Raw genomic sequence first — 14,120 nt, forward strand, 5'->3', positions numbered from 1 at the left:
ATATGCAGTATACTAATAATGTAATCAAGCAAGGGGTTCATTTGAAAGGAGAACCCGGATGGCAATAGTAGTTACAGTGGTAATAAAAATAGCAATAGTAGCAATCATCATAATATACATACTTAAGAACTTGAAATAAAAAAATCGGGTAGCCCACCTAAGACATACCCGATAAGCAACCAGTAAACCACCTCTTGCTTGATTACAATTTATCACAGATGATGGCTAAGGTCAACCGGGTTCTCCTTTATAAACGGAGGTATAACAACAATGGAAGAAGAGAAGTTCAATCAAATAAAATATCAGAATGAATTCATCAAACAAAAATATGATCGTGTTAATCTCACAGTGCCGAAGGGCAAAAAGGAGAAGATCAAAGCCGCCGCCAAGGCAGCAGGCCAAAGTGTTAATGAATATATCAATTCTGCCATTGATAGCTATATGAATTTGTAAAAATACACTTAGAAAAACACTTAAAAGACCTTTCAGTCTATAATATTAGTTAGTGATTTTTTATACATAAAGTGATATTTACACTGAAACTATGGTTTCTATTAGAAGAAGAATAGTTGCCCTCCTCGTTCATTTCAATAATTTTGTATGGACCGCCTGTTATTTCTGCAAATATGAATGCAATAGAATCGGAATCCAGTAACTTTTTAACTTTTGAACATTTTTTTGCTGGAACATAACCTATATGTATGTTGTCAAGATATATTGCAATGGCATTTGAGTCATATTCATTCTCTGGTTCGGGAATGAGTTCAGCGGATCCGGCAGCAGTTTCATATTTGTAAATAGGCTCATCAGTCATGTAGTTCTCAATTAATTCTTTCTTTGACATTGTATAAATATCATTTTCGCAAAGTAATGATAATATATCTTTGTCCCTAAAGCTTGTCCCTGTGGCTTTAAAACAATATTCTTCATCATAGTCAGGTAAATTTGCTCGTTGTTCCGTAGGTAGTGGCGTATTATTACCTTCACTTGGTGGTAATACGGATGTTTGAACATTATCAGATGCCTGAATCAAATTCGATGTTTGAATATTATTTGTAATACTTGGCTTTTTAACATCTGGATTGATATTAGTGTGTAAGGTAGCATTCATAATAGGATTGCCAGGAACCGGTAATGGCTGTGGTATAGGTGAACCAGGATTCGGTGTGTTCTGTGTAGGCAAAGGTGCCACATATTGATTAACAGGTTTTTCATACTTCAATATTTTTTCATATCTATATGCAATGAATACAGATACCCAGCTTGCAATTAAAGTGAACAAAAATGCGCCAATGGCAATAGCAAAGAAACAACATATTGAAGCAATAAATAAAACACCTCCCAAAATCTGAAAAATTGTTCTATTTGTCTTGACTTTGCTTTTATCGTACTGTTTCCCGTTGTAAATAATAGTATTATTCATGAATATCCTCCCTCGTATAAGAAAATTAAAATTTTGCCCTTAGCTCTACTACCTTTCCAATAATCTTGACGGGCTTATTCTTTATAGTTTCTTCGTCAAAATAGAGCGGTGCATAGCTTGGGTTTGTAGAGATAAGTTCCAGCCCTTCTTTATATTTTCGGAGACGTTTACAGACTGCATCGTCTCCATTTATCAGAGCGATAACAGTGTCACCAGTTTCTGCATCATCCTGCTGTCTCACAATTACAACATCGCCATCACTGATTTTAGGCTCCATGCTATCACCTTTAATTTTTAAGGCAAAAAACTCACCTGTTTTTGCCAAACTGGTTGGTATTTCTTCGTAGTCTACAATATCTGTAATCGCTTGAATAGGGATTCCAGCAGCAACACGTCCGAGAACTGGTATTTTTGTTGCAAGATTATCCATAGAAAACATTGCATTTCCATCATTGTCTATATGTATACGTTGACGTATTTCAGATTCACCATATAAATATGCTAAGTCTACATTGAAAATATCTGCTAATTGTTCCATATTTTCTCGACTTGGAAATCGTTTTCCGACTTCCCATGAGGCGACAGTGCTTACGCCTGCTTTTAATTCGCTTGCTAAGCTTGCTTGGCTCATATTTCTTTCGGAGCGCAATTTCTTTAAAATATCCTTTAATTCGGCCATATTAGTACCTCCTTTAATAGTAGAATATCACATAATGCGATAAAGTCAAGAAAAATATCGCAAAAAGTGATTGACAATACTCGCGAAATGCGATAATATCGGGTACAGAAATATCGCACCAAGCGATAAATAAGAAAAAGGAGGTTGAGAAGTGAACAAGGAAATAATTGCCAAAAGGCTGATAAATCTTAGAGGCGAAAGAACACAGTTAGAAGTGGCAAAGGCATTAGGAATCAGTCAGTCAACATATGCCATGTATGAGACAGGTCGAAGAATTCCAACAGATGAAATTAAAATAAAAATATCTGTGTATTACGGCACCTCGGTACAGGATATTTTTTTTAATCGCACACTCGCATAATGCGAGCTCACTGGCAGAGGAGGTGAGACAGTGGAATTAAGTAGAAAAGCGGAGAAGAGTTACTTGATCAGACGGCTTTCAGGAGTGGCACCATATGACTTTCCATACAGGAAAAAGATATTGAAATCGATGTCTTTAAAACAGCTCAGAGTAGTGAACAAGATAGCCGAGAATATTACATATCAGAATACATCCAATACAGAATGCAAGCAGTGCAGAAAGTTAAATGCAGCAATGATGATGTATGAAGGATTCAGATGGAAATTTCCGGAAGATAATCAGTTGCCATGGCCACTGGGATTTGATGAAGATACGGAGACGATACTGGTATCAGAAGAAATGCTTATGTATTTTGTGCAGTTAGCCAATCCGGGACAGCCAATACGTAAAATCCGACTGATTAACTATCTTGAAAGGTAGTTTATTTGAGACAAAGCAAGGATGTGAGGAGGACGAAGAATGAATACAGATGAAATAATTGATAAGAAAAGATTCAGCAAGTTAAGAAAGGCGGGAAAAGTATGAATCAATATATATTTTGGCTAATCATACTCTGGCTGGTTGATATTGCCGGAATATTAATCATGCATAAGCTCGAGGAAGATGCATGGTGGTATCCGCTATATACAACAGTTATCTTAGGGGCATTTGCAATATTTGATTTATGTCATGTATGCAGTTTATACGGAATTGGATGAAAACGACGATCAGAAAAGCGAGGTGAAAAAATGTTCATACTTAATAAAGACTGCAACGATGTGTACAACACGGATCACATTGTGAACATATATCAGGATGAGTGCACAATAAAGGTTTGTGCTGGAACAGCTACACGAGGAGGAGTCCTTGGTAAATACAACAACTATGACGATACACAGCTTGCATATAGCATGCTGATAAATGGTCTTAGACAGAATAATGGAGTGTTTGTTATGCCGAGTGACAAGGATCTTCTTATAAAAGCTACGGTATACCACCATCCCACAGGTAAGAAAACGAAGGGATATGGTGGCTCATGAAACAGAAAAGCATCAAGAGCATAAGGCAGGAATTCCGCAAAGGTGGAGTATTCTACACCCCTCCAGAGCTTGCTGAAAAGTTAAAAGAATATGTGGATATAAAACCTAAGAATGTATATGACCCAACTTGCGGCGCAGGAAATCTTTTGCGGGTATTTGATGACGAAGTGGACAAATACGGTCAGGAGATCGATGCCGAGCAGCTTCACGGAATAAATATTTCGAACTTCCATGGGGCAGCAGGTGACACGCTTTTGCATGATGCATTTTCAGATATGAGGTTTGATTGCGTGGTGGCGAATCCTCCGTTTTCTGTCAAGTGGGAGCCGGAAAAGTTGGCTGAAGACCTGAGATTCAGTATTGCGCCCGTGATGGCACCACCATCAAAAGCAGACTGGGCATTCATGCTGCACATACTATATCACCTCTCAGATGATGGAGTGGCCGTCGTCTTAGAATTCCCTGGAATACTGTACAGGGGACAGCGTGAGGGAAAAATCCGGCAGTGGTTTATAGAGAACAATTACATAGATAGGGTTGTTCACATACCCGAAAACACATTTGAAGATACGGCGATAGCTACATGTCTAATTGTATTGAGGAAGAATCGAACAACTACAGATATAGTCATAGAAAATGACGGTATTAGTCGCACTGTTTCTTTGGATGAAATAGCGCAGAACTCTTACATATTGTCGCCAAGTACATATGTGTGTAAAGAACCTGAATGTATGCACTTGGATCCAAATGAAATAAGAGCAGATGCACGGAAGACGTTTCTGAGGACACTTCGGACGACATTGGACATGGAAATGCTTACCTGCAGTCTTGACAGAGAAAGCATACAGCCGTTTATTGACGATATTAAACGGATTCTTGCGGAATACGACAAGTAACAGAAAGGGGGATAATCATGGCAAAAACAATGGAAATAACAAGCATCAGGTACGTGGCTGCAACTCCGTACCTGTCAAAATCAGAATTGGCACAGAAACTTGGCTGTTCAAGGTCAACGATCAACAGACGAGTTGATGAGCTGGACGAGATGGTGCAGAAAGGACGATATAACGAATACACGATACTTGATGGTGGTGGAGCAATATACATCAACTATCTGGCATTCGTTGACTTCCTGAAATACAAGGACAAACTCCAGGCTGGCCGGAGAGTGCCGCCTTACAATCCGAAGAAAGTAGCCGAGGCGATAGCGTGGGGATCAATGACACAGGAGATGCAGTGATGTATGGAGGTGGAGATCATTACAAGATGACCACCAGAAAGGATGAAATGAGAAGGGAACTTAAAGACAAAAGAAATAGGGATCTGAGACTGGTGTACAATGTATCACTTTTCATGACAGGAGGCATGTTTGGCGTTGCAGTGATGTTGTTAATCATCATGAATCCGAGTCCTGCAAAGTGGACACTCATAACCGTTTATATTCTCCTTGCAATCTTGTGCGGTGAACTATCAGACAAGATTGAGAAGATGGCGGTCGAAAGATGCCGCTCATGGCATAAAAATAGCGACTCTGCAAAGAACAGAGCCGCTTAAGCCTTAAGCTTTATTAACACCATATTTAGTATAGCATAAGGCCTTATATATGTCAATTTGAACCGCCCGGAAGGGCGGAAGAAAACACTCTTAACTATATTAAACATAGACGGACAGGAGATAAGGTTTCATGGCATACAAGGAGTATATATACAGATTTCCACAGAGCAATGAGGTGGAGATCAAATACATGGGTAAGTACGGAGCCAAGGGAGAGAAGCGGGCGAAGAGGAACAAGGCATCCCCGGAGACTATCAGGAGACAGAACCGGACAAACAAGGCGATCAAGGTTCGGCGGCTTCTCAAGGCGAACTTCACCGAGGATGACTACTGGGTGACTCTTAAATATCCGGCGGGAGCAAGGCCGTGCATAGATCAGGTCAAGAAAGACCTGAAGAACTTCAACGACCGCATGAGGTGTCAATATGAGAAGTACGGAGAGCAGTACAAGTGGGTGCGCCGCATAGAGATTGGCAAGCGAGGTGGTGTACATATACACATGGTCATAAACAGGATTAGGGAAGGACCACCCACGGACAAGCTCATAAGGGAAAAATGGAAACCCCACAAGGTAAACTACACGCAGCTATATAAGGATGAGGACTATGACAAGTTGGCAGAGTATCTTGTCAAGGACTATGAGACAGATACACAGCTATCAATGTTCGATGCCGAGGATCAGAAAGTGCTTACCAATTATTCATCAAGCCGGAATCTGATCAGGCCGGAACCGGAGACGAAGATCTACACACGTAGGACGGTGAGAAAGATCATCGATGAAGGGCCGAAGCCGACGGCGGGATATTACATAGATAAGAACTCGGTGAGAATGGGCGTGAACCCTTACAGCGGCTTGAGCTATATCAAGTACACAGAGATAAGAGCCGGGACGAGGAGCTCACCACACTGGAAAGAATGGGGGATTGCAACATGAAGAAGATGGACATCTACATGATGACTGATATTCGGGCGGTGACGCCGGTATCAGGATATGGAGTCTACTGCATAGAGTGGATAAGCCCTAGGGGCAAGGCGACACTCACGGATATGGTAGAACTGACAGAGTGCAATGCCAGGAGCGCAACCCTTGCCACTGCAATCAAGGCACTCGAAAGGATCACAGAGCCTTGTGAGCTGACTATGCATGTATCAGAGACATATATTGCAACCGCTATATCCAAAAACTATGTCGGTGACTGGATGAAGAACGACTGGAAAACAAAGAAGGGTCGGGATGTGGTCAGCAAAGACTTGTGGCAGCAACTTATGTATCTCCTGTCGACGCATCAGTGCACGGTAGTTTACGACATATCACATGAATACAGCCGCTGGATGGCGGATGAACTTACACGGAAGGAGAAGAAAAAGAAATGAAATTAAGCGAGATTAACACCAAGGCAGCAGAGCTTAAAGCTGCAGGAAAGACAAATGAACTTTGTGAGTATGCAAAGAAGATTGGGCTCACAGAAGATGATGCAGAGGACTATATCGACGGCATGGTCGAAGAGCTGGCGACAGCTACATATCTGGCCGGATCCATTATAGAGACTCAGGGCAAATCTCTTGAATGCAAGGGAGTGGTAAAGGACTGGGTACAGACTATCACTCAGATGGCACAGAATGACACGGCCCTTGCGAACGATATCATAGAGCATGATGATAAGGACCTCACTCACTGCCTCGCAGAGATTATCAGTTTTTCGTTTGAGAATAAGACACAGGTGGATAGCAAGATAGTAGACGTAACGATGATCACACACAACGGAAAGAAAGAGAAACTCCGTGGGCCGCTTTATCTTGGAGTACCAAGTAGAGCAGAACTGCAGAAAATTGTTCACAAATACTACGGAGGTGACAGGCGATGATCGCATACAAGGGTTTCAGAAAAGGCAAGAAAGGTCTTCCGGAAGCGGTACTTGGATCAGGCACGATGACATACGAGGTTGGTAAATGGTATGAGACTGAGGACGCCCAGACAGCAAGTACAGGCTTTCATTGCTGCGAGAATCCCCTCGAATGTTTGACATATTACGGCTGGAATGGCAGCAATGTATTCTATGCGGTGGAGGTCGCTGGAGATGTAGATGAAGATGATGTGAGCAGAATATGCTGCACAAAGATACGTCTGCTTAAACAGCTTGACCTGCAGAGCTTTATACTTGCCTCTGCACAGTATCTGCTGAAACATCCTAAAGTGCCTTGCCGCAAGGTGCATGAAGATAAGAGCAGTGTAACAGGCCGTGAATCCTTCGTCTTTGTGCGGGGCAAAGATCCTTGCGGAGCTGGTAAGAAAGGCGACTACGTGGTACTGCTCCAGGAGGCGGCAGATTCGAAAGAGATCCAGGCGCTGCAGCTCATCCACATCGATGGCAAGAAGTATGTACCGATGGTGTACTACGACATTGACAGAAGGGCGGTGGAGTAATGATCAAAAAGACACTCAGAGCCCTTAGACAGCTAAATGCAACAAAGGAAATGATGCAGAAGGCAGAAGCAGACAAGCCAACAGCCAGTAACAAGTGGTGGAAGACAGATATTAAATACCCTTACAAGTACGGGGTATATCTTAGGGCACAGCATCTGAAAGGATTTCTTAAAGTTGCGGTGTTCGCAACGGAATGGATGCGCCAGGGGATATGTACACCGTGCTATGAGATATTTATCGACTATGAGAACGGACAGTTTATAACACGAAAACTGTCAAAAGACTACATAGAGACAGGCTGGACGGATGCGATGGTCGATAACCTGAAGAATGTCGACGATGTAAAAATTGTCGGCAGATATTGGAATGACAGTCTTATGTCAGGAAGTGGCGCTGAGGATCCGTGGATGGACGAGCACCAGGCAGCGTATATCAAGAAAACGCTGCAGACGAATAAGAGTGGGTATGCGGCCATCGTAGAATATCAGCGTAAATGTCGGCAGCAGAATCTTGCAGAAAAGCGCCGCCGGGAGACTACTCCCTGGGATGAAGACATGGCAAGAGTGCCAGAAGCACCGAAAACGTTTAGAAGATGGGTGTTTCACGAGGCTGTATCTGAGAATTACATGATATATACATACAGCAAAACAGGTGCAAAAGAAGGTTGGTGCACGTATTGCGAGAGAACAGTACAGCTCAAGGAAAAACCTCTACATGGCAAGATTGGAATATGCCCTCGGTGCAAACGAGAGATAACATACAAGTCGTCGGGCAAGATAAATACACTTGAAACAGGTTACTATAGGGTACAGCTTATACAGAATATAGCTGGTGGAATTGTAGTTAGACACTTTAATGCAAAAAAATACTGGCAAGGAACAATAAATGCAGCGTTGCATCTGCATGAAGATACAAGAACACTAATTATGGACGGCACAAAATGGCAGTATTCATGGGAACTGTACAAGAATATAGAGCATAGATGGTGCCGGTCAAGCTATAGCAACTATGGAAACTGGCAAGGCGGACTGATATATACCGACAATATGTATCATCTGAGTAAGACTGGGCTGGCACATAGTTCGTTGCCGCTGGTGCTCAAGCATAATAAAAAGACAACAAATGCAGTGGTGGATTGGATTGATGCCGAAAAGTACAACTCGAACATCGAAAGGTGTGCAAAAGCCGGATTATATAGACTTGCAGGCGAGATGGTGAAGAACGACGGAATGATTAAAAACAGGAGAGCGACAGAGCTCACAAAGGCTCTTGGAATTGACCGCATGAGGCTGTCAAGATTAGTGGCACATGACGGAGGCTCGTTATATCTGTCATATCTGCAGAGAGAGAAGATAGACAATACAATATACCCGGATGATATTTTGCTTGATCTAACAGAGAAACATATTGCTTTACCAAATTTAAAAATCATGCTTGAACACATGACTCTGGTCAAGGCATACAACTATCTTGTCAGGCAGAGTGATCCATCTGACAAAAATCCGATGAGCCAAGCACTTACAACGTATAACGACTACATGAACATGGCGGTGAGGCTGCAGATGGATACATCTGCAGAACAGATATATAAACCCAAAAATTTGAAAAAAAACCATGCAAAAGTGATTGATCTGTTGAGTCAGGAGTCGTGGGATAAGACGGCTCAGGAGATCATGAAAAAGTTTCCAAAAGTTGATAAAGAGTTGCCACGATTCTTGAAGTATGAGTATAAGGGCTCGGCCTACCAAATAGTGGCACCACGGACGGTGACGGATATCGTACGTGAAGGATCTCTGCTCAGGCATTGCATCCATACCTGTGATTTCTATTTTTCAAGGTATGAAACCAGGGAGACATTCATTCTTTTCCTCCGGAAAAACGACAATCCGAGTAAGCCGTGGTATACGCTTGAAGTTGAGCCGTCGGGTAACATCAGACAGAAGCGAACGGTTGGCGATAACCAAAACAATGACCTGAAGGCAGCAGTCACATTCCTTCATGAGTGGCAGCAGTGGCTACAGAAGATCCTCAGCGATGAGGATAAGAAACTTGCAAAGATCAGTGAAAAGAAGAGAAAAGAAAACTATAAGAAGATCAGGGCCGCAGAAAAAAGGGTCTGGCATGGAAAACTACAGGGGCAACTCCTTGCAGATGTGCTTGAGGCTGACTTCTTAGGACTGGAGGAAATATGTTAGATATAACGAATGTGACAAGGGCAACACCAAGCACAACTTACGAGGAATTCAAGACCGAGCTTGATACGGAACTTAGCAAGAGTGCCGAGGGATTTGTCCGAATAGGATATCTGTTGAAACTTGCAAGAGATACAGACGTGCTTGCAGGCAGGTATTCGAGTGTGACGGAATTTGCACAGGCCGAATATGGCATCGATAAGACCACCGTCAGCAGGTGGATGCGTATCAATGATAAATTCTCGGAAGGCGGGTACAGCGATCAGCTACTTGAGCAGTACAGGGGCTTCGGTTACGCAAAGCTGTCACTCATGCTGCAGATCCCTGATTCAATCAACGAAACACTTACACCGGCCTACAGCAAAGCGGACATACAACAGATCAAGGAGGATGTTGATACCGAAAAACAGGTGAGCGACATTGAGGCCATGATTGACGAGATGGAACACCCGCAGACAGATGATCGCCTCCTTGCGTTCCTGAAAGCTATTGACATGCCGGATAGATGGGATGATGAAAATTACACAGCAATAGAGCTGCTTGCTCCGCAGGGGGATGGTTATGTGTCTGCAAGAGTGTCAGGTATAGGTAAACTTGGTATGACGATCATGGACGGCAAGGACGAGGTAACTCTCACTAATATTAGAACAGGTGAATTCTGGAGATACCCGTCAGCCGAAGTAAATTCAACGTTTTTGGAAGTTGTGAAGCTCTACAAGAAGAGATCAGGCAATACAACTTCGGCGAAAAATGAGCAGAAAAAGCCCCAAAGTGCTCAGAAACCATCGAAGACTATCCAGAAAGCAGTCAGCAGAGTGCAGAAAACTGAAAAAAAGGCAGTTGCACCGGTACAACCGGAAAAGGCATCAGTCGAAGTAACTGCTACGGTGGGATCTGTTTTAGATAGCAATGAAACACAGAAAACCGAGACACCTGTCAGTGGCGAAATAATGACACCTCCAGAGCAGGCGGAAACACAGACAGAACTGCATACTGCAGCAGGTTCGGAAGATGAAAACAGACTGAAGACGCACCTTAGTACACTAATATTTGATCTGCAGATAGCCATAGATAGAGGAGACTGGTCAAAAGTGCTTATTACACTTAAAAAGATGACAACACCTGTAGAGACATTAGTCGGTAAGGAGTCGGAAAATGGCGAGTAAGCAGGCAAGGGCAAAGGAGTTTTCACCAAAGGTCAGAGAAGTTATTAAGAGAAGAGATGGAGGCTGCATCTTCTGCAGGATGAACTATCAGATGGATAGCATCAACTGGTTTGATTCACAGATTATGTCAATAATGCATTACATTCCAAGGTCAAAGGGCGGCCTTGGAATAGAGCAGAATGGCGCGCTGGGGTGTCAGTATCATCACACGATGCTGGATAACGGTTATCAAGGCAGACGGGCAGAAATGCTTGAGATGTTTAAAGGGTACTTACAGAATCACTATGATAACTGGAACGAAGAAGAATTGTATTACAGAAAATGGAGGTAATTTATGTTTGTTAATTATTCAATACTTAAGAAAATGATAAAGGCGGCATATGAGCATCATGTCCTTACAGTAGCTTGCACACCGGATCTTGTAATAATACAGAGCGCCAAATGGGGCATAAGTGTACGGCGGAGCTTCCTTCACAACAAGGTGATGGCTGCACTTGCCGAGTTTATTGGAGAACTGCCACCGCAGGGAGAGGCATGGAGCTATATAAAAAATGGGAAAAACATGGAAAAGCAGGAAGAACTCATGGAGACTATTGAAGGATACTTTATGTATAAGCCCGGCAAGAGATACAGCAAGACGGATGTATATGTAAGGACTTTTGGGAGCCTGTATCAGATATATGAAAGCGATGATATGAGCAAGCTGTACATAAACTCTGTGTTTACAGAGCTTATCGATGCGATGAATGTCGAAACAGAGAGAGGAGAGATTCAGCCTCAGAAATGGACGACTGGCCAGCATGGATTGATCTATATCACAAATAATGTGATGACCTTATACTGCAACTATTACCACGGACAGACAGAGCTTGAAACAGAACTGTTGTCATTGATAGAGGATACAAGTTTGCTTGAGAAAGATATGCTGGTGAAGAAAGGGGAAGCGTAGTTGAAAATAATAGCAAAGAGAGAAGCAGATCTGTCAGTTGAAGATTTTACTGATCTGGTCCGCAAAGGCAGATTAACAAAATTACTCAGCGTAGGAGATCAGCTTACAGTTGGATACAGGGATAAGATACTGTTGCTTGATGTAATAGACCTGAACAAGGATGGTGTGGGAACCGTAACGGTTCAGACTCATTACACACTTGATGATATTATGAAGTACAGCGAGAAAGGAATGCTTGCGTGGGAATCATCAGATATCCGCAAGTATCTGCATCATATTTTCCTCCCAGGACTGGATGATGACTTTAAGAAACTTCTGACAGTACGAAAAAGCACCAATACCATAGGGGATGATACTATTGATAGAATTTTCATTTTATCTGTTGATGAAATGGTAAACGGATATGAGTATTACAGGATACAGGAGAGAACAATCAAAACAAATGGAGATGGAGAATATAAGGCATATTGGTTGAGGTGTCCGTCAGCCTGGGCGGAAACCGGTACTTGGTGCTGCGGCGGTGGTTACTACCGCAGACAGACCGGGAATAGTTCGCTTGCTGTAGCTCCATGTATGGTTATTGGAGGATAAAACGAATGTTGACATTACCGATCAAACGTATGTGGTTTGATATGATTGCGTCTGGCGAGAAGAAAGAGGAATACAGAGAGATAAAAGAATATTACGACAGCAGACTTCTGAATGCCTTTGGTGCAATATGCGTAGGCGATGAGGTGCTGCACAATGTATTACCAGAGATGGATCAGATAGAGTGGCCAGTGCCAATTGTGTTCCGTAATGGATATTCAGCGGCCAGTCGGCAGATAAAAGCGATGTGTACGCTTAGTATAGGCACAGGCAAGCCGGCCTGGGGAGCTGAACCAGGGAAGAAGTATTATATATTACACATCAAAGAGATAGATAAGGAGTAACGAATGAGAGAGACAAAGGACATTGAAATGAATAGCCTGGCCGTAGAGTGTGAGGACTGTATGAGTACACATAAGGTATCAGTATACATAGACTTCACCGAACCGGTCAGTTACAGAGAGGCTGAACAGTATGTTGCAGATCTTATATGCCTGGGACAGAGAGAGTTTGAGAAAGAGAGCAGCAGATTTGCGGCTAGATATATGAAAAATAAGTGCGCTGCAAAATAGAGCTGCAAGGCAAAATATAACAAGGGAGGAGATAGATAATGCCTACTGGGACAGTCAGGGCAGCAGTCACCGAATATGATGAGATAGAGCATGCACTAGAGGAGGTGTCAAAAGTAGTGAATAAAGCATCGCAGGATTGTGGTAAAGCACTGGAGATCTATAACGGCCTGCTGGCTGTTATGAAAAAGAAAACTCCTAAGGAATACGGAGAATATCTACAGAAAAAAAGACAAGGAAAGAGGCGGTACAAGTGAAGAAGATAAATATGAGTAACTACGTAAGCGTGGACGTTATAAAAGATATGGTGTTAAAGGATCGGAAAAGAATATTTGACTCAATAAATATGCCAGAGATAGTACCCTGGCTTGAGTCAATAGGATATTTTAATGCGCCAGCATCTGCACAGTATCATGGATCCCATGAGGGCGGTTTGTATGAGCATTCATGGCGTGTGGCTGAATATCTCAGTGAAATATCAAGTGCTCTGGGATACAACTGGGACAGATGGCAGTCACCTTTTATCATAGGGTTACTGCATGATGTGTGCAAGTGCGACGAATACAAGGCAACAAAAGAAGGGTACGAATGGAACGACGAAACAAGGTATTTGGGGCATGGCGATAAGAGCCTCATAATACTCATGGGGCATGTGGATCTTACGGAGGAAGAAAAAATGTGTATAAGATACCACATGGGAGCGTACACGGATAAAAAGGAATGGAGTTATTATGGTAATGCTGTTCGTGAGTGCTCTGGAGTGCTGCTTACTCACATGGCAGATATGCTTGCAAGCCATGTAGACGATATGTAGGGGGTGTGGCAGGTGACTGATGCGGATATCAAGAAAGTGGTAAATGCTACAATTGATTCTATGCTGCGGAAGAATATGCTGCGCTATAATGATAACGTTATACTATCCTCGGTTGGGAATATTCTCACAAGATACTACGATAGCGACATGAAGGATATAACAATCAAGGACACTCTTGATAAGCTGAGTGATCATACCTACAGCGATATCCTGGCAATGTATTACAGAGATCATATGACGCTCGAGGTCATAGCCGAAAAATATAATGTTGATGTAAGCACCATCCGCCGCAACAAGAGAAAGCTTTGTCTTGAGTTTTACAACAAGTATCCAGATATGATTGAATTGGGATGACAGCCCATGCAGTTGCACCGGTGCAAC

The 14,120-nt window shown here is 42.7% G+C and carries 24 protein-coding genes; 22 read left to right on the forward strand and 2 right to left on the reverse strand.

Going from position 1 to position 14,120, the window contains the following annotated elements:
• The first annotated feature begins 270 nt into the window (after nucleotides 1-270).
• Complete coding sequence (locus AB5150_RS10210; RefSeq protein ID WP_368291787.1) at nucleotides 271-453, forward strand: hypothetical protein; 183 nt, start codon at nucleotides 271-273, stop codon at nucleotides 451-453.
• Between the two features lie 49 nt (nucleotides 454-502).
• On the opposite strand, the gene AB5150_RS10215 is transcribed toward AB5150_RS10210, so the two are convergent.
• Together AB5150_RS10215 and AB5150_RS10220 are read right to left on the reverse strand one after the other, a co-directional pair.
• A complete protein-coding gene (locus AB5150_RS10215) occupies nucleotides 503-1,423 on the reverse strand; it encodes an HIRAN domain-containing protein (protein ID WP_368291788.1) in 921 nt (306 codons plus the stop codon).
• Nucleotides 1,424-1,448: 25 nt separating this feature from the next.
• Complete coding sequence (locus AB5150_RS10220; protein WP_368291789.1) at nucleotides 1,449-2,102, reverse strand: S24 family peptidase; 654 nt, start codon at nucleotides 2,100-2,102, stop codon at nucleotides 1,449-1,451.
• A 151-nt stretch (nucleotides 2,103-2,253) separates the two neighbouring features.
• On the opposite strand from AB5150_RS10220, the gene AB5150_RS10225 reads away from it, so the two are divergent.
• The 21 genes from AB5150_RS10225 to AB5150_RS10325 all read left to right on the forward strand — a co-directional run bounded on the left by AB5150_RS10225 (nucleotide 2,254) and on the right by AB5150_RS10325 (nucleotide 14,093).
• Nucleotides 2,254-2,463, forward strand: a complete 210-nt coding sequence (locus tag AB5150_RS10225) for a helix-turn-helix transcriptional regulator (RefSeq protein WP_368291790.1) — start codon at nucleotides 2,254-2,256, stop codon at nucleotides 2,461-2,463.
• A 30-nt stretch (nucleotides 2,464-2,493) separates the two neighbouring features.
• Complete coding sequence (locus AB5150_RS10230) at nucleotides 2,494-2,883, forward strand: hypothetical protein (protein ID WP_368291791.1); 390 nt, start codon at nucleotides 2,494-2,496, stop codon at nucleotides 2,881-2,883.
• Between the two features lie 101 nt (nucleotides 2,884-2,984).
• Nucleotides 2,985-3,161, forward strand: coding sequence for a hypothetical protein (locus tag AB5150_RS10235; RefSeq protein WP_368291792.1), 177 nt, complete (start codon nucleotides 2,985-2,987; stop codon nucleotides 3,159-3,161).
• A 30-nt stretch (nucleotides 3,162-3,191) separates the two neighbouring features.
• The gene (locus AB5150_RS10240) at nucleotides 3,192-3,482 is read left to right on the forward strand and encodes a hypothetical protein (RefSeq protein WP_368291794.1); all 291 of its coding nucleotides are present in this window, start codon (nucleotides 3,192-3,194) and stop codon (nucleotides 3,480-3,482) included.
• Nucleotides 3,479-4,378 carry an N-6 DNA methylase gene (locus AB5150_RS10245; RefSeq protein ID WP_368291795.1) on the forward strand — a complete coding sequence of 300 codons (900 nt, stop codon included), beginning with the start codon at nucleotides 3,479-3,481 and terminating at the stop codon, nucleotides 4,376-4,378. The genes AB5150_RS10240 and AB5150_RS10245 overlap by 4 nt, the downstream gene beginning before the upstream one ends.
• Before the next feature lie 17 nt (nucleotides 4,379-4,395).
• A complete protein-coding gene (locus AB5150_RS10250) occupies nucleotides 4,396-4,722 on the forward strand; it encodes an HTH domain-containing protein (protein ID WP_368291796.1) in 327 nt (108 codons plus the stop codon).
• Complete coding sequence (locus tag AB5150_RS10255; RefSeq protein ID WP_368291797.1) at nucleotides 4,722-5,036, forward strand: hypothetical protein; 315 nt, start codon at nucleotides 4,722-4,724, stop codon at nucleotides 5,034-5,036. The genes AB5150_RS10250 and AB5150_RS10255 overlap by 1 nt, the downstream gene beginning before the upstream one ends.
• Before the next feature lie 130 nt (nucleotides 5,037-5,166).
• Nucleotides 5,167-5,970, forward strand: coding sequence for a hypothetical protein (locus AB5150_RS10260; protein ID WP_368291798.1), 804 nt, complete (start codon nucleotides 5,167-5,169; stop codon nucleotides 5,968-5,970).
• Nucleotides 5,967-6,410 carry an RNase H family protein gene (locus AB5150_RS10265; RefSeq protein WP_368291800.1) on the forward strand — a complete coding sequence of 148 codons (444 nt, stop codon included), beginning with the start codon at nucleotides 5,967-5,969 and terminating at the stop codon, nucleotides 6,408-6,410. Before AB5150_RS10260 ends, AB5150_RS10265 begins: the two co-directional genes overlap by 4 nt.
• Entirely contained in the window at nucleotides 6,407-6,901 is a 495-nt protein-coding gene (locus AB5150_RS10270; protein ID WP_368291801.1) for a hypothetical protein, read from the forward strand. The genes AB5150_RS10265 and AB5150_RS10270 overlap by 4 nt, the downstream gene beginning before the upstream one ends.
• Entirely contained in the window at nucleotides 6,898-7,461 is a 564-nt protein-coding gene (locus AB5150_RS10275; protein WP_368291802.1) for a hypothetical protein, read from the forward strand. Before AB5150_RS10270 ends, AB5150_RS10275 begins: the two co-directional genes overlap by 4 nt.
• Entirely contained in the window at nucleotides 7,461-9,656 is a 2,196-nt protein-coding gene (locus AB5150_RS10280) for a PcfJ domain-containing protein (protein ID WP_368291803.1), read from the forward strand. Before AB5150_RS10275 ends, AB5150_RS10280 begins: the two co-directional genes overlap by 1 nt.
• Complete coding sequence (locus AB5150_RS10285; protein WP_368291804.1) at nucleotides 9,650-10,819, forward strand: hypothetical protein; 1,170 nt, start codon at nucleotides 9,650-9,652, stop codon at nucleotides 10,817-10,819. The genes AB5150_RS10280 and AB5150_RS10285 overlap by 7 nt, the downstream gene beginning before the upstream one ends.
• Nucleotides 10,809-11,150: a hypothetical protein gene (locus AB5150_RS10290; protein ID WP_368291805.1), complete on the forward strand. Its 342-nt coding sequence runs from the start codon at nucleotides 10,809-10,811 to the stop codon at nucleotides 11,148-11,150. The genes AB5150_RS10285 and AB5150_RS10290 overlap by 11 nt, the downstream gene beginning before the upstream one ends.
• A gap of 3 nt (nucleotides 11,151-11,153) precedes the next feature.
• On the forward strand, nucleotides 11,154-11,768 hold the full coding sequence (locus tag AB5150_RS10295; protein WP_368291806.1) for a hypothetical protein: 615 nt from the start codon (nucleotides 11,154-11,156) through the stop codon (nucleotides 11,766-11,768).
• Nucleotides 11,769-12,359: a DUF6273 domain-containing protein gene (locus AB5150_RS10300; RefSeq protein ID WP_368291807.1), complete on the forward strand. Its 591-nt coding sequence runs from the start codon at nucleotides 11,769-11,771 to the stop codon at nucleotides 12,357-12,359. It begins immediately after the preceding gene.
• A 5-nt stretch (nucleotides 12,360-12,364) separates the two neighbouring features.
• On the forward strand, nucleotides 12,365-12,700 hold the full coding sequence (locus AB5150_RS10305; protein ID WP_368291808.1) for an ASCH domain-containing protein: 336 nt from the start codon (nucleotides 12,365-12,367) through the stop codon (nucleotides 12,698-12,700).
• Nucleotides 12,701-12,703: 3 nt separating this feature from the next.
• Nucleotides 12,704-12,928 carry a hypothetical protein gene (locus tag AB5150_RS10310; protein WP_368291809.1) on the forward strand — a complete coding sequence of 75 codons (225 nt, stop codon included), beginning with the start codon at nucleotides 12,704-12,706 and terminating at the stop codon, nucleotides 12,926-12,928.
• Between the two features lie 38 nt (nucleotides 12,929-12,966).
• Entirely contained in the window at nucleotides 12,967-13,182 is a 216-nt protein-coding gene (locus tag AB5150_RS10315) for a hypothetical protein (RefSeq protein WP_368291810.1), read from the forward strand.
• Nucleotides 13,179-13,739 carry a hypothetical protein gene (locus AB5150_RS10320; protein ID WP_368291811.1) on the forward strand — a complete coding sequence of 187 codons (561 nt, stop codon included), beginning with the start codon at nucleotides 13,179-13,181 and terminating at the stop codon, nucleotides 13,737-13,739. Before AB5150_RS10315 ends, AB5150_RS10320 begins: the two co-directional genes overlap by 4 nt.
• Nucleotides 13,740-13,751: 12 nt before the next feature.
• Nucleotides 13,752-14,093 (forward strand): hypothetical protein, encoded by a 342-nt coding sequence (locus tag AB5150_RS10325; protein WP_368291813.1) that lies wholly within the window; start codon nucleotides 13,752-13,754, stop codon nucleotides 14,091-14,093.
• Nucleotides 14,094-14,120: the final 27 nt, after the last annotated feature.

Origin of the sequence: Coprococcus sp. RTP21281st1_F1_RTP21281_210402 (genome assembly GCF_040915325.1) — a bacterium.
Lineage (GTDB): Bacteria > Bacillota > Clostridia > Lachnospirales > Lachnospiraceae > Coprococcus > Coprococcus aceti.

Bases quoted from the DNA above. Each gene is read 5' to 3' on its own strand.
- AB5150_RS10295 (WP_368291806.1), top strand. From the start codon at position 11,154: ATGTTTGTTAATTATTCAATACTTAAGAAAATGATAAAGGCGGCATAT.
- AB5150_RS10255 (WP_368291797.1), top strand. From the start codon at position 4,722: ATGTATGGAGGTGGAGATCATTACAAGATGACCACCAGAAAGGATGAA.
- AB5150_RS10220 (WP_368291789.1), bottom strand. From the start codon at position 2,102: ATGGCCGAATTAAAGGATATTTTAAAGAAATTGCGCTCCGAAAGAAAT.
- AB5150_RS10270 (WP_368291801.1), top strand. From the start codon at position 6,407: ATGAAATTAAGCGAGATTAACACCAAGGCAGCAGAGCTTAAAGCTGCA.
- AB5150_RS10245 (WP_368291795.1), top strand. From the start codon at position 3,479: ATGAAACAGAAAAGCATCAAGAGCATAAGGCAGGAATTCCGCAAAGGT.
- AB5150_RS10280 (WP_368291803.1), top strand. From the start codon at position 7,461: ATGATCAAAAAGACACTCAGAGCCCTTAGACAGCTAAATGCAACAAAG.
- AB5150_RS10210 (WP_368291787.1), top strand. From the start codon at position 271: ATGGAAGAAGAGAAGTTCAATCAAATAAAATATCAGAATGAATTCATC.
- AB5150_RS10235 (WP_368291792.1), top strand. From the start codon at position 2,985: ATGAATCAATATATATTTTGGCTAATCATACTCTGGCTGGTTGATATT.
- AB5150_RS10310 (WP_368291809.1), top strand. From the start codon at position 12,704: ATGAGAGAGACAAAGGACATTGAAATGAATAGCCTGGCCGTAGAGTGT.
- AB5150_RS10285 (WP_368291804.1), top strand. From the start codon at position 9,650: ATGTTAGATATAACGAATGTGACAAGGGCAACACCAAGCACAACTTAC.
- AB5150_RS10305 (WP_368291808.1), top strand. From the start codon at position 12,365: ATGTTGACATTACCGATCAAACGTATGTGGTTTGATATGATTGCGTCT.
- AB5150_RS10315 (WP_368291810.1), top strand. From the start codon at position 12,967: ATGCCTACTGGGACAGTCAGGGCAGCAGTCACCGAATATGATGAGATA.
- AB5150_RS10215 (WP_368291788.1), bottom strand. From the start codon at position 1,423: ATGAATAATACTATTATTTACAACGGGAAACAGTACGATAAAAGCAAA.
- AB5150_RS10240 (WP_368291794.1), top strand. From the start codon at position 3,192: ATGTTCATACTTAATAAAGACTGCAACGATGTGTACAACACGGATCAC.
- AB5150_RS10290 (WP_368291805.1), top strand. From the start codon at position 10,809: ATGGCGAGTAAGCAGGCAAGGGCAAAGGAGTTTTCACCAAAGGTCAGA.
- AB5150_RS10265 (WP_368291800.1), top strand. From the start codon at position 5,967: ATGAAGAAGATGGACATCTACATGATGACTGATATTCGGGCGGTGACG.
- AB5150_RS10260 (WP_368291798.1), top strand. From the start codon at position 5,167: ATGGCATACAAGGAGTATATATACAGATTTCCACAGAGCAATGAGGTG.
- AB5150_RS10250 (WP_368291796.1), top strand. From the start codon at position 4,396: ATGGCAAAAACAATGGAAATAACAAGCATCAGGTACGTGGCTGCAACT.
- AB5150_RS10275 (WP_368291802.1), top strand. From the start codon at position 6,898: ATGATCGCATACAAGGGTTTCAGAAAAGGCAAGAAAGGTCTTCCGGAA.